This window comes from Persicobacter diffluens, from assembly GCF_036244895.1.
GTDB classification, from domain to species: domain Bacteria; phylum Bacteroidota; class Bacteroidia; order Cytophagales; family Cyclobacteriaceae; genus Persicobacter; species Persicobacter diffluens.
The window spans coordinates 1,288,189-1,313,720 of record NZ_BQKE01000001.1; the positions used below are offsets into that span (position 1 = coordinate 1,288,189).

Here is a 25,532-nt window from a genome sequence, read left to right on the forward strand (position 1 = left end):
AATATTAATACTCGTGAGGCAATTCTAGGCCTACTTTCTCATGCCATGGTAAACCGTGGATGTTTAACTGCTCCATGAACGGATCCGGATCAAACTCTTCCACATTGTAAACCCCGGCTTTATTCCATTTTCCGGTGAGCATCATCATGGCGCCAATCATGGCAGGAACGCCCGTGGTGTACGCTACGCCTTGTCCGCCGGTTTCATCATAAGCCGCCTGATGAGAGCAGTTGTTCCATACATAGTAAGTTTGGTCCTTACCATCTTTTACGCCCTTAATCTGGCAACCGATAGAAGTCTCTCCTTCATAGTTTTCCCCTAAAGAGGAAGGCTCCGGTAACAATGCTTTCAAAAATTCCAGTGGAATAATCTCCTGGCCCTGGAATTTAATGGGCTCGATAGAAGTCATTCCTACATTTTGTAGCACCTCCAGGTGTTTAATGTATTCCTGCCCGAAAGTCATCCAGAAGCGAGCACGTTTAATGCTTGGGAAATTTTTTACCAATGATTCCAGCTCCTCGTGGTATAACAAATAGGATTCACGCGCTCCAATGTTTGGATAGTCAATAGGCTTATGGAATTCCAATGGCTTGGTCTCTACCCAATCTCCATTTTCATAAAATCGACCATTCTGTGTAATCTCCCGAATGTTAATCTCCGGATTGAAATTGGTGGCGAAAGCCTTTCCGTGATCACCGGCATTACAGTCTACAATGTCCAAATAATGCATTTCATCAAAATGATGCTTAGCGGCATAGGCGGTATAAACTCCGGTAACTCCCGGATCAAAACCACAACCCAATAAAGCCATCAAGCCTTTTTCTTTGAAACGATCCATATAGGCCCACTGCCAGCTGTATTCAAACTTGGCCACATCTTTTGGCTCATAGTTGGCGGTGTCCAGATAATGCACGCCCGTTTCCAGGCAGGCATCCATGATGGTCAAATCCTGATAAGGAAGTGCCACATTAATAACCATTGCTGGTTTAAACTCATTGATCAAGGCAACAAGTTCAGGTACGTTATCGGCGTCTACCTGTGCGGTGTGAATCGTTCGGTCTTTAATCTCTGAAGCGATTTTGTCACATTTAGACTTTGTACGGCTAGCGAGCATAATCTCACTGAAAACCTCCGGAAGCATAGCGCATTTCTTAGCAACAACGTTGCCCACGCCTCCTGCACCAATAATAAGTACTCTAGACATATGGTGATTAGGATTTTAAAGAACTATAAATATTTTGGGCGCAATATAAGATAAAGCGTCGATTTGCAAGTGAATCCTTAATGAAAAATTCACAAAGTTCAAAAAAAGGTGATATAGAATAATAGTAAGGGACAATATTTATTGTTTATAGGCTTGAATAAAGATATGATTCCTGATGGAAATCACTTTTTTTCGCCTACATTTGGTTTGACGACTAAATTTCATGTCCTTCTTAAAGAAATTTAATGGAGAATAAAGCGTAAAAAGAACTTAATGGAATGCGGGGAGGTTTGGATTATATGAAGACCCGGCCATTTTAGCCCCGACATATGCCTTTAAGTTTTTTTTTAGTTGAACGGATGAAAGCTAAAGCGACTGCACAAAGCATTTTTTAGATCAGGCGCTATCAATCAAACCCTAATCACTATGATGCAGACTACATATTCTAGAGGAGTTTACTATTGGCTGTTGGCCGGATGTGTTTTGATTTTCACCATGGTGGTGATTGGTGGTATCACCAGGCTGACACAATCCGGTTTGTCGATGACCGATTGGCGTCCGGTAACGGGAATGTTGCCTCCAATGAGCGATACGGCATGGCAGGTGGAGTTTTCCAAATACAAACAGTCACCGGAATTTCAAAAATTAAATTACCATTTTGAATTAGAGGATTTTAAATCCATTTTCTGGTGGGAGTATATTCACCGGCTTTTAGGCCGACTGATCGGTATGGTTTTCTTCTTTCCCTTTGTGGCATTTGCTTTTATGGGGCAGTTGAAAAACGGATTACTGAAACGCTGTTTGCTCATCTTAGCCCTTGGAGGTGCGCAGGGATTACTGGGCTGGTATATGGTAAAATCCGGCTTGGTGGATAAGCCTTATGTTTCCCATTATCGCCTTGCTGCCCATCTGATGTTAGCCTTACTCACGATGGTGGTAACGTTTTGGACAGCCCTTCAAGTCCGATTCCATGATTATAAAAAGAGTCTGGTGCTAAGTAATCAATTGAAAGCTTATGCGCTGGTAGGTGGATTTATTGGTTTAATAGTTTTGCAATTGGTTTACGGGGCCTTTGTAGCAGGCCTGAAGGCCGGGCATGTTTATAATACTTTCCCAAAGATGGGGGATGTCTGGATAGCTGAATCAGTGACGGCGATGAGCCCCTGGATTAAGAATTTTTTTGAAGGACTGGCTGGTGTACAGTTTATCCACCGTTGGTTGGGGATGGCTTTATTGGTAATCGCGATGGTATTGGCCGGTTATGCTTTTCGTACAGATCAATTACGTAACCAGCAGAAATATGGCATTTATGCGATGTTGGCTTTTGTGCTGGTACAAGTTACGCTGGGTATATTTACACTAATATATAATGTGCCGGTGAGCTTGGGGGTGATCCACCAGGCGATGGCCGTTTTTGTTTTGTTATCGGCAGTTTATGCACTTTTCAGTTTGAGAAGTCCGGTGCAGGTACGAGAAAAAATAGTGCAGGCTGAAAGGGTAAGTACGCTAAAGGTATAGTTATCAGTCGTGTAAGTTGTGTTGATCTTTTTGTGAGAAAAAATGACAATTGTTGTGACAAATTTTGTTTATGAAATTTCGTCCTTCCTTATAAAACATCCGTTAGGATAATCGAACTAGGATTCAAAAGACAACTTTGCTTTTGAATGGTTATGTAAGTAAAAGTAATCAATAAAATAAAAAATGGCAGATCGTCAGCTATGGTACTTTGAAGAAGTGGATCTTTTTAATATTCTTTGCCCGCGCAAGTCGGCAATGATGGGAGAGAAACACAGCTTGAATGAGTACGGGAAAGATGAGTTTATTTATCTGGAGGATGATCCTTCAGACCAGATCTTTTTGATCGCAAGTGGTCGTGTAAAAATTGGAGGCTATACCGATGATGGTAAGGAAATCGTGCGTGCGATTTTGGGGCCGGGAGAATTGTTTGGCGAAATGGGATTGGCCGGGGAGCTGGTTCGGGAAGATTTCGCTCAGGCAATGGACAATAAGACCCAGTTGTGTAAAATGAGTCTGGATGATCTGCGCGAAATGATGAAGGATAACCAGCCTCTTAATTTGCAGATGATCAAATTGATCGGTTTGCGATTGAGGAAGTTGGAGCGTCGGATTGATGCTTTGGTCTTTAAAGATGCCCGTACCAGAATTGTGGAATTCTTATTGGACCTGGCAGAGGAGCGCGGGCAGAAAGTGGGATTTGAAACTATGATCAAAAATCATTTTACCCATAAAGATATTGCCAAGCTGACTGGCACTTCCAGACAAACGGTGACCACGATTTTAAATGAATTGAAGGAGAAGAATTTAATTAATTTTGATCGCCGAAGGATCTTGATCCGGGATGTGGAGCAATTAAAACAATCAGAATCGATTTGATATTGATAAATAATCAGTTAGAACGGCCTTCGGGTCGTTTTTTTTTGCTTTAACTGACCTGTTTTTCTTTTTAGCGGAAAGGGAATTATATTTTTGGGAGAAAATAACTTTAAAGATATTAATAATGGTTGACCGTCATCAACTTGTACAGGTTTTGTCCGACCCTTTTGAGGGAAATCCCAGCGTTGATTTAGTGGTGGGTGAGGGAAGTGGGGCCAGAGAACGTTTGGAGCGTTTAATGGAATATTCGCTTAAGCTTTGCGAAAAGCGGGGGAAGGTGATAACAAACGAGGAGGGAACGGCCGTACTTTTAGCTTTGCACTCCCGCCAAAAAATTTCCTGGTTCCAACAGCTTAAACTTGATTTGGTTTTTGCCTTTCAGGTGTTGGGCTGGAAAAGAATATATCCTGTTTTGAAGCGGGAAATTCTTATTAAAAGTTTACATCCCAAATCGGCCTATTGGCACCTGTGGTTTATTGCGGTGGCACCGGAAATGCAAGGGCAGGGAGAAGGTGCTAAATTGTTGGAGCAGTTCCAGGCTGAAAATCATGAAGCGCTTCCTGTATTTTTGGAGACTTCTGTTCCACGAAATTTACCATTGTATCAGCGTTTTGGCTTTGAGCTAATTCAGGAGGTGGATACCGGTTTTCCCTTATATATAATGAAAGCCACAAATGAAAAAAAGGAGCACTGTTCTCTGGATTAATGATTCTGGCGCTCCTTTCATTTTGATAAATTCCTATTCAAAAATCTTTATCGTCTCTTCTATCGCCTCTAAGGTCTCTTTGGGTAAAGCACCACCTTCCCAGGGATGTTTTCCATTGAATACATGATTCGCCCCGGGAATCACATGAATTCTACTCGCAGGGTGAGTAAATTTGAATTGCTGTACATGTTCCACCGCTAAAGTGGCGTCATCATCTCCATGTAAAACTAAGATCGGAACCTCAGACCGCAGGGCATTAGGCAGTACCTCCAGAGCTTTTTGATGCGCGAAATAATCTTCTACCGTTTCAAAGCCCAAAGGCATGTTCTGCTTGGTTCGGCCATTGAGCACATAGATGGTTCCCATCTGCTTCCAGTATTTTTTACCTTCCTCCGTCCATTTGGCAGCATAATCATGCACCGGAGCCCAGGCGGAAACCCCTTTCACGCGGGCGTCACTCACCGCATAGTTGATGACCCCGCCGCCGCCCCGACTGTGGCCCATGATGTAAAATCGATCCAAATTAATTTCAGTTTCCGGAATATCATTTGCCTCCGAAAAAATCCAATCCACCGCCTGTCGGAAATCTTTTTGTTCTTTACTAAGCGTATTTTTACCAAAAGCCTCCAGGTCTACAAAATCAAGGGGATGCTCCGGGGAGGTGCCGTTATGGGATACATTCACTTTAATGAAAATGAAATTTTTGTGAGCAAAGTTCTCGGCAATGGCATTGAAGTGCCCCCAATCTTTGAATCCCTTAAATCCATGTAAAAAAAGGATGATTGGTTTTTTTTCATTATTCTTTTGATAGCGGTAATCCAGTACGTTAAATTTTTCACTATGAGTGGATTTCAATCGAATATCATCTTTGAAAACCAAGGTGGAATCCGCAAGAAGTGACTTCATATTTGTCTTTTAATTTTTATATCGTTGGAAATGCAGTATTTTTATTTCTTGATTTAAGAAGAAATAATAACTCCACAAAGCATTAGCATTATTTTGAGGTTGTTCAGTAAAAATTGCTGTAAACTTCCATTAGTGTTGAAGGTTATTTTGTGAAGCACGTTTTTTATGAAGTTGACATTAAAAGAAATTCAGCAGCCCATTGTTGGAGACATGAAAGCTTTCGAGGAGAATTTTCGGAAGTCCATGAAAACAAAGGTGCTGTTATTGGATAAAATAACGAATTACATTATCAGGAGCAAGGGTAAGCAAATGCGTCCCATGTTCGTGTTTCTGGTTGCGGGTGCTGTGGGGAAAATTGAGGAGTCTACTCACCGTGGGGCTGCCTTGATTGAACTTTTGCATACGGCTACACTAGTGCATGATGATGTCGTGGATGATGCCAACTATCGTCGTGGATTTTTCTCCATCAATGCCCTTTGGAAAAACAAAGTAGCAGTTTTGGTGGGGGATTATTTACTTTCTAGGGGTTTGCTTCTGGCAGTGGACAATGGGGATTTTAGTCTTCTGAAGATTGTCAGTACAGCGGTGAAAGAAATGAGTGAGGGCGAGCTTTTGCAAATGGAAAAAGCCCGCAAGCTGGACATTACCGAGGAGGTGTATTATGAAGTGATTCGCCAAAAGACAGCCTCTCTGATTGCGGCCTGTTGTGGGGTGGGCGCTGCCAGCACTGGAGCCAATGAGGAATTGATCACTCGGATGAAGGTCTTTGGGGAGAAAGTTGGGATGGCCTTTCAGATCAAGGATGATCTTTTTGATTTTGGAAAAGATGAGATCGGTAAGCCTCGAGGTATCGACATCAAAGAAAAGAAAATGACGTTGCCTCTGATTTACGCCTTGCGCAATGCGGATTGGTCCACACGTAGAAAAATCATCAATAAAATCAAAAACAAGACGGATGACCCAAAAGAAGTTCAGGCCGTAATTGATTTTGTGATTAATTCCGGCGGACTGGACTACGCACAGCAGAAAATGGAAACTTTCTATCAGGAAGCCCTTTCGATGCTTTCAGATCTCCCGGAATCTGAATACAGAACCTCTCTGCAGCAATTGGTGGAGTTTACCATTTTAAGAAAAAAATAATCCAAAAAATCTTTTTTGTGCGCTTTACAGCGCTATGATAGAAAAACCGAAGCATGTTTGTTTCGGTTTTTTTATGCGGATTGGTTTTGGTCCCTTTTGTTTGGTGATGAGGTCTTTTCTTTCACTTTTTTCATGGGTGGGGCAGTAGCGGTATAAACTTTTCCCCGAAAATGGTATTCATATAAGCCCAGATGGCCTTGTGCCAGCCATTCACAATATTTGATAATGCCAGCCTCGGCCAGTTGGTCTACTAGGGCGTGCACCATTTGTAAACTTAATTGAAGCGGGGAAATTTTTTCGGATAATAGGTTAAAGCGTTTAAGCCTGTTGGAGGCTTCCTTGTGTATGCCTTCTGCGTACTGTTTTTGATAATGATGGTATACGCCGGGGTGAGTGCTGGAGGGGGCTTTATGACTTTCCGCGAGGTTCCTGCCGATTTGCTGGTTATAATAAGCCGCAAAGTTCCGCTCTTGTTGATCATTGATCTTGTAAGCCTTTACCGTGGTTTCCGCTTTGAAACGCTGTAGTTGTTTGTCCCATCGGTTTAAAAAAAATTGCGCTTCTTCCGCATTTTCCGCCCAAACGGAAAATTTTCTCGGATGAAAGTTTTCCTCCAATGCGGCCATTAATTGATCTATGTTTTCCATCATCACTTTTTTTACAATCACCTAAAAGCAAAAGCACCACAGTGGAAGCTTGTTCTGTTTTATGTTTTTTTAGCATGTAGGGATTGAGGGGAGATTTCATGAAAATCGAGATGGGTTTTTACCTTTTATTACATGGCTTAAGATTTTCAGGTGAAGGCTCCTGCTAACAATGTTTAGTGAATTTTCTTTCCTATTTATGCAGCTTACGCTTACCCATCGAGAAAATATTGGTCTCAGCCTTATGGCCGGGCATTCCCTTAGTCAAATAGCGGTTCAGTTGGGGGTGCATCGTTCTACGATTAGTAGGGAGGTTCAAAGAAATAGCACACAGGCTGGTTATGATCCGGCTTATGCACATCTTTTGACCAAAGCCAGGAAAGTTTGTGCGGCTATGGGGATGCGCTTAAGGCTATGGGTTTGGCCAATTGATTCAAAATTTCAACATTCTTTATTTCAGCGGGCCATAACTGACTGGCCTTCTTCCATCAATGACTATTCTACCTGCATGCCGGTTAACTTGTCGATTATCAGGTCATGCTATTATATGACAGGTTTTCAAAAAGTTTTTAATGAGGCCTATTATGATTTTATGGTCGGCTTGTTGGGTCTTTATCGCTCTGCCGGACGATGTGAGGCCTCTACCTTTCTTCTGCAAATTAGCCTCCCTTTGTTTCCTCAATTTGCTCCGCCATTAGGTTTTTTGCCCGGCCAGCCGGTACCGGAATGTCTGCAATTTTCGGCCTGAGCCTTTTTTTATTCCCTTCGGCTCATTACATCGGGACTGTTTTCTAATTCCTGGCTTTTTCCTTAAAAAATAAGACAGCATTTCTGGTAAATTTTCTTGAGGCCTTTTCATTTTCTTTCACTTTTTTATTTCTAATCCATTCCACTGTCTGTATTGGGTTCGCCTTAGGTTGTTGCGTTTGCTCACAAATCATTTCATTGTCAAAAAAAAAATTACCCGGAGACGTGGCCAAACAATTTTTCTCATTGGCTACTTTCAAAAGCAGGGAAGCTCATTTTCCCCCTGAATTATTTGACAGTCTGAAATAAATCCAATATGAAAGCTTATCTCTTAATGGAAGCCGGTGATGCCGGGCAATTGTTCTTGCAGGATGTTCCGGTGCCGGAAATTTCGGCGGAGGAAGTGCTGGTGGCCGTGAAAGCGATTTCCATTAATCCGGCAGATGTTAAAGTTCGGGGGTCAGAAAGAGGTCTGGAGCAGCTCTGTGGATCGGAGCGCCCAGTAATCCTGGGCTGGGACATAGCAGGTGTGGTGAAGCAGGTAGGGGCAGCGGTGTCTGATTTTCAAATAGGAGATGAAGTTTTTGGTATGGTGAATTTTCCCGGTCGGGGAAATGCTTATGCCGAAATGGTTGCAGCGCCCGCAGCTCATTTAGCCAAAATACCTGCTAATATTTCTTTTGAAGAAGCCGCAGCGACCACCCTGGCCGCCCTCACAGCCTGGCAAGTTTTGGCTGGGCGGATAAAATCCGACGATCGGGTGTTGATTCAGGCGGGTTCCGGGGGAGTTGGGCATTTTGCTATTCAAATCGCTAAGGCTTTAGGGGCCTGGGTAGCAACTACCGCTTCGGGGGCTAATCAGGATTTTGTTTTGGAAATGGGAGCCGATTGCGCCATTGATTATCAGTCCCATCATTTTGAAGTAGAGCTTACCGATATTGATTTTGTGTTGGATGGTATCGGTGGAAAGGTATTGGAAAATTCCATTAAGGTGATGCGTAAAGGAGGGGAAATCATCTGCCTGCCGCAAAGTGAATTTTCTTTTGGTTTACAGTCTTCAGCAGACAATCGGCAAGTGAGCCTGGGCTCAATTTTAGTGACCTCCAGTGGGGAGGATATGCGACATTTAGCGGATCTCTTAGCGAAGGGGGCATTGAAGCCTCAGGTGTATAAAACTTACCCTTTTGAAGATTTGCCGCTGGCCCATGAAGAGGTTGAAAAGGGTCGGGTAGTGGGGAAAGTTATTGTCCGTTTATAAAAGACCTTTTAGCCGGTTTTCACGGCTTTTTTATAAAGCTACAAGTGGGCAAATAATAGGAATGAGCTGGTTCCCTATGAGGGTCTGTTTGATTTGAGTGCTTGGATATGAGTCAGATAACTATCTTTTACAGTATTGACTTTATGGTATAAAATCTTCCACATCAACAGTCCGGCCTTGTTCAATGGGCGGGTAGACAAAGGTTCTGCTGGCGACCAGAAAGCATCACAGCGATATTTTAGCAATTTTTCACCAATCTCCTGCACTCTCCAAATGTCGCCTTGGTGGATTTCGTCAGCATGTTCGTTGTCCCGCCAACAATGATCACAGCCTTGATTTTTTTGTTTCGTTTTTTATCAATAAAAAATAACAAGAAACGATTGATGATTATATATAAGGTGTTGAATGGCTGATCCGGCTTTTATGAAAAGCCCTGATCCGGATGATAATTATGCTTAAAACCTCGTTTAGCTGCCAGGGCGGAAAATGAAGGTGTTTTACCAATTCCGTTTTTTTTCAGGGCACCAGCCGAATGAGGGGAAAGCAAGCTAAGCCAAAATTTGGCGATTAAAAATTACCGACAGAGATCCTATAAAAAAGTCCTTTAGCGCGACTTCTTGTACTCGTTGGGGTATTATTCGGTTTGCTAATATGGTGGTTCATGAGCTTGAACGGGTTGTGAGTGAGCAGGGAAAAATAAAAAAGCCTCCGAATGATTCGAAGGCTTTTTCGTTCTATTAAAAATATTCCTTATTTCAATAACTCATCTACGGTTTCATTAAAATCCCGAATGAATTCTTCATAATACGCTCCCGTACTCGGTCCGTTGAAACCCGTATGGATTTTGGTGACTACTCCTTGCTTATCAATGAAAATAGTAGTGGGAAAAGACATCACCTTATTCAGCATTGGTAAGGCTGCGGAAGCATTTTTCTTATCACCAGCAATTAAAAACGGGTAGCCCACCTTGTATTTTTTTATGACTTTCTCCACGCGCTTTTTTGAATGTTCAAAATCATCATTGCGCTCAAAGGCAAGGCCTACGATCTCAATCCCTCTTTTTTTATTTTTCTCATACCAGTCAGCCATAAAAGCCGTTTCATCCATACAGTTAGGGCACCAGGTTCCAAAAATTTGAACGATGGTCGGCTTGCCATTGAAGCGCTCATCAGTGGAGAAGGTAACCTGCTTGCCTTTTAAATCCGGGAAGGAGAAATCAAATTCGTCTTCCGGATTTTTCAGATAGGTCATTTCATAGGCATTGGGCAATTCAAAGTTTTCATCTTTTACGGCCGTCCACTGAGTATGAAATCCTTTTCCTGACCAAAAGTCCCCCTCAATCTGATCGCCATTTTTGGCTGCTTCAAAAAGATATAAGTGTTCTCCATCAAAAGCGGACAGGAAAAGGGAATCTCCTACAACATTACCGGAAAGAAAACGGTAGTCACCGGTGGTAGTGCGGAAAGTACCTTCCAAATAATCTCCTTCCTGCTGAAAAATGGCCATGGCATATACGGAATCCGGCTTATGGGCAAAATGGGTTTTCCATTTTCCGGCAAAGCTGGCGCCTGTTTGCTTTTCTTTACTCACTGCGGGGTCAAATCGGTAGGTTTGGTGAGGAAATGCCTTGAATGGCAGGATGTAATTTTTGACATACTCCTTATTGAATTCTCCCACCAGCTCTCCGTATTTCCATTTGGCAGAAATACTCGCTTCAAATATGTGCATGGGAAGGTGAAGGGAGTCATCTGATAAATAAAAATTATGAATAGGTAAGCGTTCCTTGCCGTTAATCAGGTATGCAACCTTCTTTTTTCCTTCTTTTTCCAAAGCAAACTGGAAAGGAAAGGTCTTATGCTGGCTTTGAATAATTCCACGGTAATTTCCAAAAGGGATTTTGTCAGGTGCATTATCCTGTTTGCCTTCACAGGCTGTAAAAAGGAGTCCAATGACAAAAAAGTAGAAAAAGTTTTTCATGCAATTGTGCGTTTATTTTGCGGAAAGATAATAAAAAAAATATTTCAACTCCTGCATCCTACTATTGCCGGTAATTTTCGGGGGTATCTCATTGCCTCAATGAAAGTGCGGGTGCCTTTCGGTGGTAGGTTTCAACCGAATTATTCACTTATGGATTTAACAAGCTAAACTCAGTGAATTTTTAGGGTGTTATGATAGGCTATTGGTAAAGCTAAGCTTGAAATGATCTTGACCTTTTTTAAATATGATGCCGCTATAGTCGCGAATTAGGAATGAATTCGGCCTTTCCAGGGATGTAATGCAAAATGATTGATGCCAAAGCCTTGAAAAAATAGGCGTTATTCCCATTAGTGGGATATTGTTAATATTTAAACCACTCGCTTTGCTGCTTGGTGGGAAAAATAAACACAAATTGGCAAATTGTTGTGCAAAAATGCGTTCTACTGCCTGATAAATCTTAGATTTGAGGGTTGTAATAGGCCCGTGATCGGGAAGTTTTATTTGAGGAGTAAAAAATGAGTGAACAATACCATTTACCGGTAATGCTGAAGGAATGTGTGGAGGCAATGGAGATCGATCCACAAGGGAATTATGTGGACGTTACTTTTGGTGGCGGAGGCCATAGCAAGGAAATTTTAAAAAGTATTAACGGGGGTAAGCTGTTCTCTTTTGATCAGGATGATGATGCCGCAAAAAATGCAGCGGAGATCGAGCATGATGGCTTTAATTTTATTCCGGCTAACTTCCGCCATTTGGTGCGTTACCTGAAAATGTACCGGGTAAATGGTCAGGTGGATGCTATCCTGGCTGATTTGGGGATTTCTTCTCACCAAATTGATGAGCCCAGCCGTGGCTTCTCTACCCGTTTTGATGCGCGACTGGATATGCGGATGAATCAGTCGCAGGAGCTTTCCGCCTGGGAAGTGGTGAATGAATATGAAGCAGCAGATTTGCATAAAATCCTGGGAATGTATGGAGAGGTTCGCAATGCCAAAACGGTGGCCAATGCCATTGTATCTGAGCGTACGGCTAAGCCTATCGATACCATAGAAGAATTTAAAACTTTATTGAAAAACTTCGCGCCCAGGGGTAAGGAGAATAAATATTTTGCCCAGGTTTTTCAGGCTATTCGCATTGAGGTGAATGAAGAACTGAAGGTGCTGGAAGAATTTTTGGAGCAGTCGGCAGAGGTTTTACGTCCGGGTGGCCGATTGGTGGTGATGTCTTATCACTCACTGGAAGATCGGCTGGTAAAGAATTTTATTCAGAAGGGAAAATTTCATGGGCCGGTGGAAAAGGATTTGTTTGGGAATGATATTAAACCCCTGGATCCGGTGAACCGCAAGCCTATAGTGGCAGAAGCAGAAGAAGTACAGCAAAACCCACGTGCCCGCAGTGCGAAATTGCGCATTGCTGTTAAACGTTAATCTACTGAATGAGAGAAAATACTTTTAGAAACCCAACCAAACCTAAAGTCTCCCGTCCGAGAGTGGCCACCAAAGGGCAGCGTAAGAAAAAGAAAGGCTTGTTCACCATGGTGGAGCGGCTTTTTGAGCGTTCGTATCTGGGACGGAAAGGGATAGACCTGCAGTTGCTGAAACCATGGCTAATGATCATGGTTTTGGGGATTGTTTATATCTTCAACAGTCATTATGCCGAGAAAACTTCTCGCAAGATTGACAAGCTGCAAAAGGAAGTACGTGACTTGCGTTCGCAGTACACGACCCTGAAGTATTCCTATATGTATTCCAGTAAACAGTCGGAAGTAGCCAAGAAGGTGCAGCAATTGGGTTTGGAGGAAAGTGAAGTGCCACCCTTTAAAATCATTGTGAAAGAGAAGTGAAAAATATAAAACAATCCATATTGCGCCGCCTGCTGATGGTGATGTTCCTGATGGTATTGTTTGGGGGCGTAATCATTGCCAGGGTTTATACCATTCAGCAGTGGGAAGATGATCGCTGGGATAAAATTAAATTATCAGAGCAGCAAATTCATCAGGAAATTCCTGCCACCAGAGGTAATATTTATTCAGACAACGGCAGCCTGTTGGCTACTTCTGTGCCTTTTTATGGGATGGCCATGGATCCTACGGTGGCGAGCAATGAAGTTTTTAACGCTGGTATAGATTCCCTGTCTATACTGTTGGCTAAAAAGTTTAAAAAGCGATCCCGGTGGGATTATAAAAGGCAATTGGTGAATGCCCGCAAAAAGGGCAAGCGATATGTGCGTTTGTCCAAACCCAATATCAATCACTTAAGCCGGAAGGAAATGGAAACCTGGCCGATATTTCGTGAAGGGCAATATCGGGGCGGTGTGATTTTCGAAACGGTTAAACGCCGTTACCTGCCTTTTGAAACCATGGCTAAGCGTACCATTGGCTATGTGAATGAAAATGGTCAGGGGGCAGGGCTGGAATTAAGCTACGACAAAGTTTTAAGCGGAAAGCCGGGTGAGGGAACTTACCGTAAGGTGGCTGGGGGGAATTGGCGCCTGATTCATGATGAGACCGAAATTTCCCCGGTGCACGGAGATGATATTGAAACCACCATTGACGTCAACATTCAGGATGTTACCGAGGCAGCGCTAAAGCGGAGACTGGAACAGACAAAATCTGAATGGGGTTGTGCCATTGTGATGGAAACAGCCACCGGGCAGGTGAAAGCAATCTCTAACTTTGCTCAAAACTCAGACGGAAGTTTTTCCGAATCCTACAATTATGCCGTGGGTAAGCAGGGCACAAGGGAGCCTGGCTCTACCTTTAAGCTGGCATCCATGATTGCATTATTGGAGGAGAAACAGTTAAATCCGGAAGACACCATTGATACCGGAGATGGGCAATATCAATATGCGGATAATGCCATCATGCGTGATGCCAAGATTGGAGGCTATGGTAATTTAACCATACAGGAAGTCTTTGAGCATTCGTCCAATATTGGGATTTCGCGTTTGGTAGATCGGGTGTTTGGAATCAATGAAAAGCGTTTCATAAGTCATCTGGAGGATATGGGCATCATGGATCCCCTGGGCTTCCAGTTGGTGGGATATGGAGAGCCTTATTTTAAAGCCCCGGGACATGAGGATTGGTCAGGAACGACCTTGCCCTGGATGTCCATTGGCTATGAATTGCAGATTACGCCTTTACAGACCTTGACTTTGTACAATGCCGTGGCCAATGGAGGGACGATGGTACGACCCTATTTGGTGCAGCGCATCGTGCAAGGGGGGCGGGTGATTAAGGAAAATGAGCCGCAGATCATTCGTAAAAGTATTTGCTCTCAAGAAACCCTGGAGAAAGTACAATCCATGTTAGAAGGGGTGGTATCCAGAGGTACTGCGCGTAATATTCGCAATGCGCACTATGGTATCGCGGGTAAAACCGGGACCGCAAGGATTTTAGAAAAAGGGCGTTACGTCAGAAAATATTACACTAGTTTTGCGGGTTATTTCCCGGCAGATCATCCAAAGTACAGCTGTATCGTTGTGCTAAATGACCCCAAAGGGGTAAATCTTTACGGAGCAGATGTGGCGGCACCGGTATTCAAGGAGATCGCAGATAAGATTTATGCCACGGATTTAGAAATTCATCAACCATTGGAGTTGATGGCTAAGCCCGAGCATGACCGGTTTCCCGTTATTCGCGCTGGTCTGGAGACTGATCTGAAACTACTTTGCGAAGATCATTTCCAATTGCCTTTGGTGGATGAGTCCGATGGAGCAGGCCAATGGGTGCGCTCGCTGCGCATAGAAGATTCGGTGCATTTTCGTACTAATCCGGTAGTGAAAGGGCGTGTGCCGGATGTTCGGGGCATGACCCTTAGAGATGCGATTTACCTTTTGGAAAATCAAAAATATGTGGTCACCTTCAAGGGCGAGGGCCGGGTGGTGAGCCAGAGTAGAACGCCGGGGCAGAAAGTGTCGCCGGGGAGTCAGATTCAACTTCAACTTAGTTGGTAATGAAATTACAAGAATTATTGGTGGACGTTGCCACCATCAAAACTATAGGGACAGTGGATCGGGAAGTCGGACAAATTCAGTTCGATTCCAGAAAGTTGTCTGCAGGCGATATTTTTATTGCCCAAAAAGGTACACAGGTAGATGGTCACCGTTTTATTCCGACGGCGGAAGAAACTGGCGTGGCCGCCATTGTTTGTGAAGATTTACCCAAGGAAAGAAAGGACGGTATTACTTACCTTCAGGTGGAGAGTGCCTCCAAAGCTCTTGGCCTGATGGCTTGTGCCTTTTATGGTCATCCTTCGCGCGAATTAAAATTAGTGGGGGTTACCGGTACCAATGGCAAGACGACTACGGTGACCCTGCTTTATGATTTATTCCGCCGCTTGGCTTATTCCACCGGTATGCTGAGTACGGTAGTGAATAAAATCAATGAAGAGGAAATTACAGCGACCCATACAACCGGGGATGCTTTACAGATCAATCAGCTCTTGCGGAAGATGGCAGACGCAGGGGTGCAGTATTGTTTTATGGAAGCGAGCTCTCATGCGATACATCAACATCGTATTGCCGGTTTGGATTTTGATGGGGGCGTATTTACCAATATCACCCATGATCATTTAGATTATCACCAAACCTTCAAGGACTATATTTTTGCGAAGAAGATGCTCTTTGATCAGCTGCCGGCACATGCCTTTGCTTTGGTAAATGCAGATGATAAACGTGGGCCGGTAATGCTGCAAAATTGCAAGGCTAAGCATTATACCTATGCGCTGAGAGGGCTATCTGATTTTCCTGCCAAAATAGTAAGTAATGGTTTTCATGGCCTCGAGATTGAAGTAGAAGGGCAGCCGGTATTTTTCCGTCTGATTGGCGCTTTTAATGCTTATAATTTGATGGTCGCTTATGTGGTGGCCAGTCTTTTTGAAATTCCGAAGGAAGATGTTCTGCTGGAACTTTCCGCTCTGACAGGTGCTCCCGGACGGTTTGAGTTGGTGCCCAATGCCCTGAGAAAAGTTGCCATTGTGGATTATGCGCATACACCCGATGCCCTGGAGAATGTTTTGAAAACCATTCAGGAGATTCGCCAGCAAGGGCAGCAAATGATTACGGTGGTCGGCTGTGGGGGTGATCGTGATAAGACCAAGCGCCCGAAAATGGCCCATATTGCCGCAAAGCTTTCTGATAAAGTGATTTTGACGGCGGATAATCCGCGCTCGGAGGATCCGCAGGTTATTTTGCAGGAAATGGCCGAGGGCCTGGAGATTACTCAGCGCGCCAAAGTATTACAAATTCTGGATCGTAAGGAAGCGATTCGCACGGCCAATATGTTGGCGGAACAAAAAGATATTATTTTGGTGGCTGGAAAGGGCCATGAAACTTATCAGGAGATTCAGGGCGTCCGTCACCATTTCGATGACCGAGAGGTGATCCGGGAAATTTTGGTGTAATGGCCATGACTCGCGGCTTTTGCAGTGAATATTTACATCACCGGAAAGGCCGCTGAGAAAAGCATAGCCAAAGCCATTTGATGTTAATTATTAATTTAAAGATTTATAACCCGATTATTCGGCATGTTTTATTATTTGTTTGACTTTCTAGACCGTGAATTTGACTTAGTCGGCGCGGGATTGTTTTCCTTCATTACTTTTCGTGCGGCAGCCGCCATGTTTGTTTCCCTTTTGATTTCTATCACTTTTGGGAAAAGAATTATCGATAAGCTGAGGTCTTTACAAATAGGGGAGACCGTTCGTGATTTAGGTTTGGAGGGTCAGAATGAAAAAGCCGGTACGCCTACCATGGGGGGGATCATCATCCTTTCTTCTGTTCTGATTCCGGTGCTGCTTTTTGCCAAGCTGGAAAATATTTACATCATCTTGTTGGTGGTGACTACCGTATGGTTGGGGCTGATCGGCTTTCTGGATGATTATATTAAAGTATTTCGCAAAAATAAAGAAGGCCTTGCGGGGCGCTTCAAGCTAGTCGGGCAAGTGGGCATCGGCCTGATTGTCGGATTGACGCTTTTCTTCCATCCGGACGTACAGGTGCGCCAGTATTATGATGATGCCGGTAAGCCCGTGACTACCTATACGGAGAATTATGAAAATATTAAATCTACCAAAACCACTGTTCCTTTTGTGAAGAGCAATGATATCGAGTATTCGGATCTTTTGCCTTTTCTTCCTAAAAGTTTCGAATGGTTGATTTACGTTTTGGTGATTACCTTTATCATCACTGCCGTATCCAATGGTGCTAACCTTACCGATGGGATTGATGGGCTCGCCGCGGGAACCTCGGCCATATCCTCCACCACGCTGGCCATCTTTGCCTACCTGTCGGGGAATGTTATTTTTTCTAATTACCTGAATATCATGTATATTCCGCACTCGGGGGAGTTGGTAGTATTTCTGGCAGCTTTCACCGGAGCTTGTATCGGTTTTCTATGGTATAATGCCTATCCGGCGCAGGTCTTTATGGGCGATACCGGCTCGCTGGCCATTGGGGGAATTATTGCCGTACTGGCCATTGCGATTAGAAAAGAATTTTTAATCCCGATTATCTGCGCCGTCTTTCTGATTGAGAATATGTCAGTGGTCATGCAGGTGAGTTATTTTAAATACACCAAGAAGAAATTCGGGGAAGGCCGAAGGATTTTCCTGATGTCTCCCTTGCACCATCATTACCAAAAGAAAGGGATTCGCGAAGCAAAAATTGTGATGCGCTTTTTTATTGTGGCGATTTTATTTGCCCTGGTTTCACTGGCTGTTTTGAAAGTTCGATAGTATGAAAAAAGTGGTTGTTTTAGGTGGGGGTGAAAGCGGAATTGGTGCTGCCCTGCTGGCCAAGGCTAAAGGTTTCGAAGTTTTTCTTTCTGATCGGGGAGCTATTTCAGAAGACCGGAAAGCAGAATTGACTGCTGCCAAAATTGCTTTTGAAGAGGGGCAGCATACGGAGGATCGAATACTGGATGCATCTATAGTGGTGAAAAGCCCGGGGATTCCGGATCACCTGCCGTTGATTCAGCAGTTTCACCAGCAAGGAACGCCGGTGGTAAGTGAACTGGAATTTGCTTATCCATTTTCCAATGCCAGATTTTTGGCTATCACCGGTACCAATGGTAAAACCACCACAACCATGCTGGCCTATCACCTGTTAAAATCCGCAGGTAAAAAGGTGGGTTTGGCCGGCAACGTGGGTTTTTCACTGGCTCGTCAGGTAATGGAGGAAGAGGCCGATTGGTATGTGTTAGAGGTGAGTAGTTTTCAGCTGGATGGAATGTATGACTTTGCTGCTGATGCCGCGGTCATCACCAATATTACGCCGGACCATTTGGATCGTTATCATAACTCCATGGATGAATACATTGCCTCAAAAATGCGCATTGCTCAAAATATGGGGGCGATGAATCCTCTGATTTACCTGGGGAATGATGCCAATATTCGCAAGGGGTTGGCCTCTATTTCGGTAAAGCATCAATTGCCTTTTGGATTGAAAGAGGATGGCTTGAGTCAAGCTTTCATGGACGGAGATTGGTTGAAGATTCCAATGGCGGATTTCGAGGTGAATGTGAAGGGCCTTCCCTTGAAAGGCCCGCACAATTTTCAGAATATGATGGCCGCAATTCTGCTTGCTCAACATGCCGGGCTTAACAGGGAGGAGATTGTGCATGGCCTGCAAACTTTCCAAAATGTCGAGCACCGCTTGGAGTTTGTGGCCGAAATTGATGGCGTAAAGTATTATAATGACTCCAAAGCCACCAATGTGGATGCGGTGCGTTATGCGCTGGATAGTTTTGATGCCCCCATTGTCTGGGTGGCCGGGGGCAAAGATAAGGGGAATGATTATCAGGAGCTGGAGCCATTAATGCCCAATGTAAAAGCTTTGGTGTGCCTGGGGGCGGATAATGAAAAGCTGTTGAATTATTATAATGGAAAGTTTCCGCTGGCGGATACGCATTCGGTGGCAGATTGTCTGCTAGCCTGTCGGTCTATGGCAGAAGCGGGAGATGTAGTTTTGCTTTCCCCGGCCTGTGCAAGCTTTGATTTATTTAATAGTTATGAGCACCGCGGAGTTTTGTTTAAAGCCGAGGTGTTGAAATATAAAAAATAATATAGTCAGGGGTAGCGCGCTTTTCATGCCTAGAATTTTTCTTCTTAAGCCTTATCAAACCATCAGCCCAACATGAGTAATTTTAAAAATTCAATTCGCCGTTTATTTTTCCTGGATAGCTACAAACTCGAAGGAGATAACTATATCTGGGGTTGTGTGCTTTTTTGGACATTGCTCAGTATTCTGGGGGTTTATAGTGCTACGGGTACGTTGGCCTTTAAGAAACTCAATGGGGATACGGAATATTACCTGATTTCTCATGGAGCCAAGTTCATGTTGGGATTAGGGATGATGTACCTTTTTCATAAATTTGATTATCGCTGGTTTTTCAAAACCAATAAGCTGATTTATGGCCTTTGCGTGGCTTTTTTGGTATTTGGGGTGTTTTACGGTTCTTCTTTGAACCAGGCGCAGCGTTGGGTAAATATTTTGGGCTTTACCTTACAGCCTGCTGACTTGGCCAAAATGGGTTTGATGATTATTCTGGCTACCCAAATTTCCAAAGACCAAAACCGTTTTAAAGATTCCTGGTTCCCCTTTATTAAAATGGTGATCACCATTTCCATCCCTTGTGGAATCATTATGCTATCTGATATTTCCACAGGATTACTCTTGATGTTAAACTCCCTCGTATTGATGGTGGTGGGGCGTGTCCCCATGAAGCAGTTGTTGTTGACGGGCCTGATCGTGGTTATTTTAGGCGGTGTTGCAGGGGCTTTCATGGGTTCTCGTGTGGGGACAGCGATGTCCCGCCTGGAAAGTTTTGCGAATTCAATTGATGATATTTCCTCGCTCTCTTATCAATCCAAGCAAGGATTAATTGCCATTGGAAATGCGGGATTCCAAGGCCTGGGTCCCGGAAATAGCGAACAGAAAAACTTCTTACCTCACCCTTATTCGGATTTTATTTTTGCCATTATCGTGGAAGAGTATGGACTGGCCGGTGGAATATTGGTTATTCTCTTTTATATGGTATTTCTCTGGCGATCTTTTGCGCTGATCGCCTATACCCAGCAGCCGTTTGGAGGGCTGCTTTCGGCAGGCCTTGCCTTCGGGATCGTGATGCAGGCCATGGTGAATATGGGGGTAACGGTCGGGATTCTGCCCGTGACCGGTTTGCCTTTGCCCATGATCAGTATGGGGGGATCTTCTTTATTGTTTGTCGGAGCATCGATCGGGATTATTCAGAGTGTGGCCCGCGGATCCAAGAATCCGGACTTTGAAGCGCATATGGAAGAGGTGGAGGAAGAGGAAGTTCCGGTAGTCAAAAAAGGGAATCGTTTCAATGTACCTTTGGGATAAAAGAAAGATTTATATCCAAATAGCGAAATTTTTACTAATCTCATTAATTTAAGGCGTCATTTTATGATGCCTTTTTTGTGCAAAATGGCTACATTACTGCGATTTTGAATGCGATGATTTGAATATCAACAATAATTCAGAAGAAGATTTTTAATGATAAAAATTGCATAAACTTTATGGCGCAATCTCAAATAATTAATCGGGTGATTATCAGTGGGGGAGGTACCGGTGGGCATATATATCCCGCTATTGCTATTGCCAATGAAATCAAAAACCGAAATCCAAAGGTAGAAATTCTCTTTGTGGGAGCGGAAGGAAAAATGGAAATGACCAAAGTTCCGGAGGCAGGATACCCCATAGAAGGACTTTGGATCAGTGGGATTCAGCGCCGATTGACCTTAGATAATCTGGCATTTCCTTTAAAGCTGATCAGCTCGCTATGGAAAGCCCGAAAGATTATTAAAAGTTTTAAGCCGGATTTGGCCATAGGAGTTGGTGGCTACGCTTCCGGCCCTTTGTTGAAAATGGCCAGCCGTATGGGTATTCCTACTTTGATTCAGGAGCAAAATGCTTTTGCAGGACTGACGAATAAGTGGTTGGCTGATCAGGTGGATAAAGTTTGTGTAGCCACTCCGGGCATGGACAAATTCTTTCCCAAAGAAAAGATAGTCATTACGGGGAATCCGGTGCGTTCCGACATTATTGGAGCGAATAGTAAAAGGCTGGAAGGCTTAACGCATTTTGGTTTAGATAGTGACAAGCCGGTATTGTTGGTGTTAGGCGGATCCCTGGGGGCAAGAACCATTAACGATACCATGCTGCAGGATGTTGAAAAATATTTGGCAGCAGGTGTACAGGTTTTGTGGCAGATCGGGAAATTCTATTATAAAGAAGTAAGCTCTACGCTAGAGGCAAAAGGATTGCAGGATGTGCATCCGCATGAGTTTATCAAGGCCATGGATCTGGCTTATTCCGTGGCGGATGTCGTTATTTCGCGCGCGGGAGCATTATCAGTATCCGAACTGTGTTTGGTGGGCAAACCAACCGTTTTTGTACCTTCTCCCAATGTGGCGGAGGATCATCAGACTAAGAATGCCTTACAATTGGTGGAGGCCGATGCGGCTTTGATGGTAAAAGATGTAGAAGCAAAAAGTAAGTTAGCGGAAGTTACCCTGGACTTGTTCCAGAATGAGGCATTGCGCTCAAAACTTTCCAATGCCATTTTGCAGCAGGCCAGGCCACATGCGGCAGCAGAGATTGTAAATGAAGCAGAGCAATTAGTTTAGGTTTTTATTAATGAAATTCATGGAAGGACAGGATTTCCATACCGTATATTTTATTGGCATAGGGGGCATTGGCATGAGTAATCTTGCCCGTTATTTTCATCAGAGAGGGGCGAAGGTGTCTGGTTATGATAAAACGCCTAGCCCTTTGACGCGCAAATTAGAGCAAGAGGGAATGCCCGTGTATTATGAGGAAGATATCGCCCATATTCCCCAGGACATCAAAAATAAAAAGGCAGGCACTTTGGTAGTGTATACGCCGGCCATTCCTAAGGAGCACCAAGAGCTGGTCTTTTTAAAATCGGCAGGGGTAGCGCTGTTTAAGCGATCAGAAGTTTTAGGCTTGTTATCAAGGAATTTATATACCATTGGGGTTGCGGGTACGCATGGGAAAACTTCTACCTCGACGATGTTGGCGCATTTGCTGCATCATGGTGGGAAAGATACGGCCGCCTTTTTGGGGGGGATCAGTGTAAATTTTGATTCCAACCTTTTGGTGAATGCTTCCTCCGATGCACTTTGTGTGGTGGAGGCGGATGAATTTGATCGTTCCTTCCATCGGCTTTCTCCCAGAGAAGCCATTATTACTTCCGCCGGGGCAGATCATTTAGATATTTATGGGACGCATGAGGCTTTGTTGCAGGCTTTTCGGGAATATATCGATAAACTTCCTGTGGGTGGGCATCTAATTATTCAGGAAGAAATTGCGAATTTGGCGGACCACCGCACCGATATTTCCATAATTACTTATGGTATTGATAGCGGTATGGCACAGGCGCAGGATATTCGGGCGGATCAGGGTGCTTTTCTTTTTGATTATAAATCAGAAGATTGTTTTATTCAAGATTTAAAGCTTTATGTGCCAGGTTTTCATAATGTAGAAAATATGGTAGCGGCCATTACTATTGCTCGCGGACATGGCCTCTCTGATGCCGCTATTAAAAAGGCAGTGGCCGATTTTCAGGGCGTGAAAAGACGCTTCGAATATATTGTAAAGCAGGAGGACAGGATTTATATCGATGATTATGCACATCATCCGGAAGAAATTGAAGCTTGTCTTAAATCCGTAAGGGCATTATTTCCGGATAAAAAGTTATCCATCGCTTTCCAGCCACATCTTTTTAGCAGAACGCAGGATTTTATGGAAGATTTTGGAAAAGCTTTGGGCTTGGCAGATGAGGTGTTTTTGTTGGACATTTACCCCGCCAGGGAGTTGCCTATTCCGGGAGTAAGCGCTGAGGTATTATTGGAGAAGATCTCCGCAAAATCCAAAACGCTTTTATCTAAAGAAGGGCTATTAGAACGAATTAAGCAGGATTTGCCACATTTGTTCCTGACCCTTGGCGCAGGGGATATTGATCGCCTGATACCGGAAATTAAAGCGATTTTGCAAGCTGAACAGGCTAATTGATTGACTAGGATAAGGTTAAATGAAGGGGTATGGACTATTTCAGAAAAAATATTTTTTTTCTCAGATTGTTCTCTTTCATCTTTATATAAATTCCTGTTATATTTTGGGGTAGAATACTTTTTTTAGGGTATTTTTCGTTCATTTAATAAAAATTTACTAGTAAGAATCCGATGAAAGGTCGAGTGAAATTAAAAATGGTTCCCAAAATAATCCTATCCGTTGTGATGCTGGTTTTGGGGTATATTTTAGTTTACGCCAGGCCAGTCAACCGTCCTATAAATGAGGTGGATATTTTTATTCACCGAAATTACGATCAGTTTTTTCTGGATGAGGAAGAAGTAAGGAAACTGATGAGTGATAAAGGGCGTACTCAATTGGAGGGCGCTTTAAGCGGGGATTTGGAATTGAAATTATTGGAAGATCGCATCAAGGAACACGCTTTCGTGAAGTCTTCTGTGGTGAGCAGAAATATGGATGGGAGCATTTTTGTTGAGGTAGAGCAAAAAGAATTGATGGCGAGACTTATTCGGGAATCTGCAAAGGATGCCTATGTGAGTGAAGACAAAGAGTTGTTGGGGGTGTCGGATGTTTTTACAGCCAGAGTACTTTTGGTTAGAGGAGATTTTGCAGACCGGATGATCATTCAACAGCATGATACTCTACCTGAAAGAGATAGTTTATTATACCTGATTGAATCGATTCATCAGAACCCTTTTTTGAGGGCTCAAATTGCCGAACTCAATGTGGATCAGGGAGGTAGCGTTGTGATGCATCCACAGGTCGGGCGAGAAAAAATAATTTTCGGAGCAGCTACAGATATTGATGAGAAACTTCGAAAGTTAAAGGCGTATTATGATTATGTAATTCCCGCAAAAGGATGGGGTATATATGATCAAATCAATTTGAAATATAAGGATCAAATTATTTGTGAATAATTGATTTGTTTTATTAATTATAAGGTGAGTGCCTTATTTGATGCTTGAGAATCTATTGCAAGGAAATTCCTTGTTGAAATATATGCGGTAAATGGAAGGAAAAGAAAAAATAGTTGTTGGACTAGATATTGGGACCACCAAGATTTGCGCCGTTGTCGGGCGTAAAGACAAGAACGAGAAGCTGGAAGTTCTTGGGGTGGGAAAAGCAGTATCGGACGGAGTGGTCAGAGGGATTGTCAGTAATTTGGATAGGACCACTGAGGCGATTGAAAAAGCCATTTCTGAGGCGTCTCAGGCCTCCAATGTCAATATTTCCGTCGTGAATGTCGGCATTGCTGGCCAGCATATTAACAGTAGTTTTCAGCACGGTTCCATCACCCGTGAGAATAGTGATGAGGTGATTTCTGTAGAAGATGTAGAAAATCTTCAGAATGACATGTACCGCTTGGTGGTACAGCCGGGTTGTGAGATTATTCACGCCATGCCACAAAGTTATACGGTGGATCATAATGAATCCGTGGTTGATCCTGTGGGCATGACCGGAATTAAATTGGAGGGGGACTTTCATATTATTACCGCACAGTCCACCGCGATTAAAAACATCAACAAATGTGTCGATCAGGCCGGACTTTCCCGAGGAGAGTTGATTCTGGAGCCTTTGGCTTCGGCGATGGCCGTTTTAAGCTCTGAAGAGAAAGAAGCAGGGGTTTGCCTTGTGGATATTGGAGGAGGAACCACTGACATTGCCATTTTCCATGATAGCATTATCCGCCATACCGCAGTAATTCCTTTAGGCGGGAATATTATCACGGATGATATCAAGCAGGGTTGTCAGGTGATGACACAACAGGCGGAAGCCTTGAAAATGAAATTTGGTTCCGCCCTTTCGGATGAAGCTTCTGATCAGGAAGTCGTTTCGATTCCGGGCTTGCGTGATCGTGCTCCTAAGGAAATTTCCGTAAAGAATCTGTCTTACATTATTGAAGCCAGAATGGAGGAAATTGTGGAGCTGATCCATATGCATATTTTAAATAGTGGTTATGCTAAAAAACTGTCAGCAGGTATAGTGATCACCGGTGGTGGGGCATTGCTGAGCAATTTGAAACCACTGGTAGAATTGATGACCGGCCTTGAGGTACGCATCGGTTATCCGAATGAGTATTTGGGCAGAAGTCAGACGGAAGAGGTTAAGAGTCCTATCTTTGCCACTGCCGTTGGTTTGGTGTTGACCGGCTTCCGCGCTTTGGATGATCGTCAGGATCGATATGAGCGCATCAGAAGTAAAAAGTCCCATCAGCCGATCATGAGTACTACCGATAATCCGGTGTCCTCGGTGACGGAAACTTCCGTTCGCGAAAGGAGGGAGCCTCAAACGCCTCCAAGAGCAACAACACCTTCTGGCGCTGCTAAATCGGCCCCAAAAGCTGAAGAAGCTCCCAGGGAAGAAGGAGGGACCATTTTTAAGAAAATTTTCAATCAGGTGAGAACCTTCTTGGTCGAAGACGAAGATGTCTAAACACCTTTAATGAATTATTGAGCAATAAGCCGTCTAATACGGATAAAG

Annotated in this window: 21 protein-coding genes; 17 read left to right on the plus strand and 4 right to left on the minus strand. The window is 43.7% G+C overall.

Features of this window, described 5'->3' with window-relative positions; all coding sequences use genetic code 11:
- Window positions 1-4: 4 nt before the first annotated feature.
- Entirely contained in the window at window positions 5-1,204 is a 1,200-nt protein-coding gene (locus AAA970_RS05420) for a saccharopine dehydrogenase family protein (protein WP_053404418.1), read from the minus strand.
- Window positions 1,205-1,630: 426 nt separating this feature from the next.
- On the opposite strand from AAA970_RS05420, the gene AAA970_RS05425 reads away from it, so the two are divergent.
- The 3 genes from AAA970_RS05425 (at window position 1,631) to AAA970_RS05435 (ending at window position 4,304) form a co-directional block, all read left to right on the plus strand.
- Complete coding sequence (locus tag AAA970_RS05425; protein ID WP_338236247.1) at window positions 1,631-2,722, plus strand: COX15/CtaA family protein; 1,092 nt, start codon at window positions 1,631-1,633, stop codon at window positions 2,720-2,722.
- Between the two features lie 183 nt (window positions 2,723-2,905).
- Window positions 2,906-3,598, plus strand: coding sequence for a Crp/Fnr family transcriptional regulator (locus tag AAA970_RS05430; protein ID WP_053404419.1), 693 nt, complete (start codon window positions 2,906-2,908; stop codon window positions 3,596-3,598).
- Between the two features lie 124 nt (window positions 3,599-3,722).
- Complete coding sequence (locus tag AAA970_RS05435) at window positions 3,723-4,304, plus strand: GNAT family N-acetyltransferase (protein WP_338236248.1); 582 nt, start codon at window positions 3,723-3,725, stop codon at window positions 4,302-4,304.
- A 33-nt stretch (window positions 4,305-4,337) separates the two neighbouring features.
- On the opposite strand, the gene AAA970_RS05440 is transcribed toward AAA970_RS05435, so the two are convergent.
- Complete coding sequence (locus tag AAA970_RS05440) at window positions 4,338-5,210, minus strand: alpha/beta hydrolase family protein (RefSeq protein ID WP_338236249.1); 873 nt, start codon at window positions 5,208-5,210, stop codon at window positions 4,338-4,340.
- 165 nt (window positions 5,211-5,375) lie between these two features.
- On the opposite strand from AAA970_RS05440, the gene AAA970_RS05445 reads away from it, so the two are divergent.
- Window positions 5,376-6,350: a polyprenyl synthetase family protein gene (locus AAA970_RS05445; RefSeq protein ID WP_338236250.1), complete on the plus strand. Its 975-nt coding sequence runs from the start codon at window positions 5,376-5,378 to the stop codon at window positions 6,348-6,350.
- A 71-nt stretch (window positions 6,351-6,421) separates the two neighbouring features.
- Here AAA970_RS05445 and AAA970_RS05450 read toward each other — a convergent pair whose 3' ends face one another.
- Entirely contained in the window at window positions 6,422-7,000 is a 579-nt protein-coding gene (locus AAA970_RS05450; RefSeq protein WP_338236251.1) for a hypothetical protein, read from the minus strand.
- Window positions 7,001-7,193: 193 nt separating this feature from the next.
- Between AAA970_RS05450 and AAA970_RS27795 the strand changes: the two genes are divergently transcribed.
- Window positions 7,194-7,742 (plus strand): helix-turn-helix domain-containing protein, encoded by a 549-nt coding sequence (locus tag AAA970_RS27795; protein ID WP_420916713.1) that lies wholly within the window; start codon window positions 7,194-7,196, stop codon window positions 7,740-7,742.
- A 315-nt stretch (window positions 7,743-8,057) separates the two neighbouring features.
- On the plus strand, window positions 8,058-8,999 hold the full coding sequence (locus AAA970_RS05460) for an NADP-dependent oxidoreductase (protein ID WP_338236252.1): 942 nt from the start codon (window positions 8,058-8,060) through the stop codon (window positions 8,997-8,999).
- 750 nt (window positions 9,000-9,749) lie between these two features.
- Here AAA970_RS05460 and AAA970_RS05465 read toward each other — a convergent pair.
- Complete coding sequence (locus AAA970_RS05465) at window positions 9,750-10,976, minus strand: TlpA disulfide reductase family protein (RefSeq protein ID WP_338236253.1); 1,227 nt, start codon at window positions 10,974-10,976, stop codon at window positions 9,750-9,752.
- A 515-nt stretch (window positions 10,977-11,491) separates the two neighbouring features.
- On the opposite strand from AAA970_RS05465, the gene rsmH reads away from it, so the two are divergent.
- The 11 genes from rsmH (at window position 11,492) to ftsA (ending at window position 25,484) form a co-directional block, all read left to right on the plus strand.
- Window positions 11,492-12,403 carry a 16S rRNA (cytosine(1402)-N(4))-methyltransferase RsmH gene (rsmH, locus tag AAA970_RS05470; RefSeq protein WP_053404429.1) on the plus strand — a complete coding sequence of 304 codons (912 nt, stop codon included), beginning with the start codon at window positions 11,492-11,494 and terminating at the stop codon, window positions 12,401-12,403.
- An 8-nt stretch (window positions 12,404-12,411) separates the two neighbouring features.
- Window positions 12,412-12,819 carry an FtsL-like putative cell division protein gene (locus AAA970_RS05475; RefSeq protein WP_053404430.1) on the plus strand — a complete coding sequence of 136 codons (408 nt, stop codon included), beginning with the start codon at window positions 12,412-12,414 and terminating at the stop codon, window positions 12,817-12,819.
- Window positions 12,816-14,930: a penicillin-binding protein gene (locus tag AAA970_RS05480; RefSeq protein WP_338236254.1), complete on the plus strand. Its 2,115-nt coding sequence runs from the start codon at window positions 12,816-12,818 to the stop codon at window positions 14,928-14,930. The genes AAA970_RS05475 and AAA970_RS05480 overlap by 4 nt, the downstream gene beginning before the upstream one ends.
- Window positions 14,930-16,378, plus strand: a complete 1,449-nt coding sequence (locus tag AAA970_RS05485) for a UDP-N-acetylmuramoyl-L-alanyl-D-glutamate--2,6-diaminopimelate ligase (RefSeq protein WP_338236255.1) — start codon at window positions 14,930-14,932, stop codon at window positions 16,376-16,378. The genes AAA970_RS05480 and AAA970_RS05485 overlap by 1 nt, the downstream gene beginning before the upstream one ends.
- Before the next feature lie 123 nt (window positions 16,379-16,501).
- Window positions 16,502-17,710: a phospho-N-acetylmuramoyl-pentapeptide-transferase gene (gene mraY, locus AAA970_RS05490; protein ID WP_338236256.1), complete on the plus strand. Its 1,209-nt coding sequence runs from the start codon at window positions 16,502-16,504 to the stop codon at window positions 17,708-17,710.
- Window position 17,711: 1 nt separating this feature from the next.
- A complete protein-coding gene (gene murD / locus AAA970_RS05495) occupies window positions 17,712-19,037 on the plus strand; it encodes a UDP-N-acetylmuramoyl-L-alanine--D-glutamate ligase (protein WP_338236257.1) in 1,326 nt (441 codons plus the stop codon).
- Window positions 19,038-19,109: 72 nt separating this feature from the next.
- A complete protein-coding gene (locus AAA970_RS05500; RefSeq protein ID WP_338236258.1) occupies window positions 19,110-20,339 on the plus strand; it encodes an FtsW/RodA/SpoVE family cell cycle protein in 1,230 nt (409 codons plus the stop codon).
- A gap of 176 nt (window positions 20,340-20,515) precedes the next feature.
- A complete protein-coding gene (murG, locus tag AAA970_RS05505; RefSeq protein WP_338236259.1) occupies window positions 20,516-21,625 on the plus strand; it encodes an undecaprenyldiphospho-muramoylpentapeptide beta-N-acetylglucosaminyltransferase in 1,110 nt (369 codons plus the stop codon).
- A 10-nt stretch (window positions 21,626-21,635) separates the two neighbouring features.
- Window positions 21,636-23,033, plus strand: coding sequence for a UDP-N-acetylmuramate--L-alanine ligase (gene murC, locus AAA970_RS05510; protein WP_338236260.1), 1,398 nt, complete (start codon window positions 21,636-21,638; stop codon window positions 23,031-23,033).
- Between the two features lie 194 nt (window positions 23,034-23,227).
- Window positions 23,228-23,968: a cell division protein FtsQ/DivIB gene (locus AAA970_RS05515; RefSeq protein ID WP_338236261.1), complete on the plus strand. Its 741-nt coding sequence runs from the start codon at window positions 23,228-23,230 to the stop codon at window positions 23,966-23,968.
- A 91-nt stretch (window positions 23,969-24,059) separates the two neighbouring features.
- On the plus strand, window positions 24,060-25,484 hold the full coding sequence (gene ftsA / locus AAA970_RS05520) for a cell division protein FtsA (RefSeq protein WP_053404436.1): 1,425 nt from the start codon (window positions 24,060-24,062) through the stop codon (window positions 25,482-25,484).
- Window positions 25,485-25,532 lie beyond the last annotated feature (48 nt).